Source organism: Palleronia sp., from assembly GCF_042089775.1.
Classification (GTDB): Bacteria; Pseudomonadota; Alphaproteobacteria; order Rhodobacterales; family Rhodobacteraceae; genus Palleronia.
In genome coordinates, this window is record NZ_JBELKF010000209.1 from 1 (window position 1) to 3,175 (window position 3,175).

4 protein-coding genes are annotated in these 3,175 nt (G+C 66.7%); 1 reads left to right on the plus strand and 3 read right to left on the minus strand.

Annotated elements, in window-relative coordinates:
• The 3 genes from ACFDS3_RS20025 to ACFDS3_RS20035 all read right to left on the minus strand — a co-directional run.
• Window positions 1-917: mandelate racemase/muconate lactonizing enzyme family protein (locus tag ACFDS3_RS20025; RefSeq protein WP_375264092.1), on the minus strand; the 917-nt coding region annotated here is incomplete at its 3' end.
• Window positions 914-1,819, minus strand: a complete 906-nt coding sequence (gene kdgD, locus ACFDS3_RS20030; protein WP_375264093.1) for a 5-dehydro-4-deoxyglucarate dehydratase — start codon at window positions 1,817-1,819, stop codon at window positions 914-916. The genes kdgD and ACFDS3_RS20025, both read right to left, overlap by 4 nt.
• A gap of 86 nt (window positions 1,820-1,905) precedes the next feature.
• A complete protein-coding gene (locus ACFDS3_RS20035; protein ID WP_375264094.1) occupies window positions 1,906-2,622 on the minus strand; it encodes a FadR/GntR family transcriptional regulator in 717 nt (238 codons plus the stop codon).
• 95 nt (window positions 2,623-2,717) lie between these two features.
• On the opposite strand from ACFDS3_RS20035, the gene dctP reads away from it, so the two are divergent.
• Window positions 2,718-3,175: TRAP transporter substrate-binding protein DctP (gene dctP / locus ACFDS3_RS20040; RefSeq protein WP_375264095.1), on the plus strand; the 458-nt coding region annotated here is incomplete at its 3' end.

Here is a 3,175-nt window from a genome sequence, read left to right on the forward strand (position 1 = left end):
GCCGCGATCTGCACCGCCGTCCCCCAGACATGGGGCACCAGCCGCACGCCGTGAAGTGCTGCCATGTCGGCGATCCGCCGCATCTCGGTGAAGCCGCCGCAGCCGCAGAGGTCGGGCTGTGCGATGTCGATGGCGCGGGTTTCGAGCGGCTCACGGAAGCCCCATCGGGTGTGCCAGGTCTCGCCGCCCGCCACGGGGATCGGCTGTCGGGCCTTCACCTCGCGATAGGCGGCGAGATGTTCGGGGACCACGGGTTCCTCGAACCAGTCGATGTCGTATTTCGCGGCGCGAGTGCCCAGCTCGATCGCTTCGAGCGGGTCGTAACCGTGATTGCCGTCGATCATCAGGCGCATCTCGGGGCCGATGGCCTCGCGCACGGCCTCGATGACGCGCAAATCCTCGGCCACGCCGAAGCCGATCTTGATCTTCAGCGCGTGAAATCCGGCCTTGCGGTGGCCGGCTGCCTCTTCGGCGTTGTCCGTCACCCGGTCCACGCCGTCGCGGCGGAACGAACCGGTGGCGTAGCAGCGCACGCTCTCGCGGAAGCGCCCGCCCAGCAGGACCGAGATCGGCTGGCCCAGCACCTTGCCCTTGATGTCCCACAGCGCCACGTCGATGCCCGAGAGCGCGGTGACCGTCAGCCCCCGCTGCCCCTGGTCACGCAGCGCGTTGTAGAGGTCCGCCCAGATCTTCTCGGTCTCGAGAGGGTTCTTCCCGATGATCCGCCCGGCATAGGCCTTCACCACCGCCGCGTTCGGACCGGCGGGGCCGAGGCACTCGCCCCAGCCCACCGTGCCGTCTTCGCAGATAACCTCGACCAACAGATGCGTGCGCCGGTCGAAGCGCATCGACGCGCTTTCGAACGGCACGTCCAGCCTGTGATCCAGAAGGTGCGTATGAACCTCGGCGATCCTCACCGCGCTTCGGTCCCGATGATGTCGCGCAGGATGCCCATTTCCTCGTCGGTCAGGTCGGTCAACGGCGGGCGCACGGGGCCTGCATCGAAGCCCTGAAGCCGGACGCCGGCCTTGATCGCGGCCACGGCATAACCTGCCTTGCGATCGCGCAGCTGAAGGAACGGGTAGAAGAAATCGTTCAGGATCTCCTCGCAGCGGGCGCGGTCGCCGGCTTGGAGCTTGTCGTAGAACTCGATCGCGAGGCGCGGCACGAAGTTGAACACGGCCGACGAATAGGTGCTGAACCCGGCGGCAAGGTAGGCCTCGGCAAAGACCTCGGCCGTGGGCAGGCCGCCCAGATAGACGAGCCGATCGCCCATCTTGGCCGTGAGCTGGCGCATCTTGCCGACCTCGCCCGCGCCGTCCTTGAAGCCGACGAGGTTCGGCAGTTCGTCGCAGAGCTGCGCGACCGTGTCGGGATGATACCGCGAGACGCCCCTGTTGTAGATCGTCACGCCGATGCCGACCGCGTTGCACACGGCGCGGACATGGGCGGCAAGGCCGTCCTGCGGCGCTTCGGTCAGGTAGTGGGGCAGCAGGAGGATTCCGTCCGCGCCGGCCTTTTCCACGGCCTTGGCAATGCCGACGGCGATCTCGGTGCCATAGCCGCAGCCCGCGACGATCGGCGTGTCGCCCGCGGCCTCCTTGGCGGCGCCGACCACCTGCGGGATCTCGTCCGGGGTCAGCGAGAACATCTCGCCCGTGCCGCCGGCGGCGAAGAGCGCGCTGGCCGGGTAGCCCGCCAGCCAATCGACATGCGCCTTGAACGGGTCGGGCGCGAAGGCGCCGTCGGCGTCGAAGGCCGTCACGGGGAAAGACAACAGACCCGACCCGAGGGCGGCCTTGAGCGACTGGGGATCCATCGCGCGACACTCCACTTCTGAACGCAGTTTTCACCCGCTTAGACGAGCAGGCGGCGAGGTGTCAACACTTGTATGACAAGTTCGGCCTACCGTCGGATGAGGTCGCGGTAGCGCGACATCGAGTTGCGCAGGTGATCCTGCATCGCATCGCGTGCCGCAGCGGAATTACCTGCGGAGATCGCATCTGCGATCCGTTCATGCTCGGCCGCGATCCTTTCGATATAGTCCGGGGCGCCCGTCCGCTCGGTCAGGCTAAGCGCCGCGCGCGGGATCATCGACAGGCCCAGCACCTCGAGGAATTCGCGGAACCGCGGGTTGTTCGTGGCATCCGCGACCGCGAGGTGGAAGGTCAGGTCCGCCTCCTTCGTCGGCTGATCCTGGGCGGCACAGCGACGCAGCTCGGCGGCGGCGTCGAAGATCGCCTCTTCCTGCTGGGGGCTGCGCCGCTGGGCGGCCAAGGCTGCGGCCTCCATCTCGACCGACACGCGCAGCTCCAGCATCTCGATGACTGAGGAAATTCGTTCGTAATCAATGATGTGGAAAGGGCGCTGCGGCTCTTCGGGTTGCTCCAGCACGAAGACGCCCGCCCCCTGCCGCGGCGCGACCAAGCCATCCGCGCGAAGGCCCGCGATTGCCTCGCGCACCACGGTACGCGATACACCGAAACGCTCCGTCAGCCGCGCCTCGGACGGCAGCTTGCTCCCCGGCGGGAACGTGCCTTCCGCGATCTCGGCGCCGAGCGCCTGCATGACGTCGGCGACGAGGTTGCGCCTCTTTTCGCCGGTGTGTGCGGTCATGGACATCGGCTCGTCTCCTGCTGCGAATGCGGCGTCATCATACCGCTTGACAGCCGTAGATACAACTTGTCATACAAATATCACGCTTGAGGAGGAGCCCCATGACCAAAGTCATTACAACCACCGCCGTCGCCGCGCTTCTGGCAGGTGCGACCGCCCTTCCCGTCGCTGCCGAAACCTGGCGCGGCTGGAACATTCACCCCGAAGATTACCCGAACGGCGTCGCGCTCGAGAGCTTTGCCGACATGGTCGCCGAGCGCACCGAGGGTCGGATCGAGCCCGAGGTGTACCACAACGCGGTCCTTGGCGATCAGCCCGACGCGATCGAGCAGCTGAGGAACGGCGGCATCGACTTCGCGAACTTCAACATGGGTCCCATGGGCGAGATCGTGCCAGCCACGAACGTCCTGTCCCTTCCCTTCCTGTTCACCGATCTCGACAACATGCACGAGGTCATGGACGGCGAGATCGGCGACCGCTTTGCCGCCGCGCTGGAAGAGGCCGGGATCGTCGCCCTGTCCTGGTTCGACAGCGGCGCGCGCAGCTTCTACAACACCGA

Bases quoted from the DNA above. Each gene is read 5' to 3' on its own strand.
- ACFDS3_RS20035 (WP_375264094.1), bottom strand. From the start codon at position 2,622: ATGTCCATGACCGCACACACCGGCGAAAAGAGGCGCAACCTCGTCGCC.
- kdgD (WP_375264093.1), bottom strand. From the start codon at position 1,819: ATGGATCCCCAGTCGCTCAAGGCCGCCCTCGGGTCGGGTCTGTTGTCT.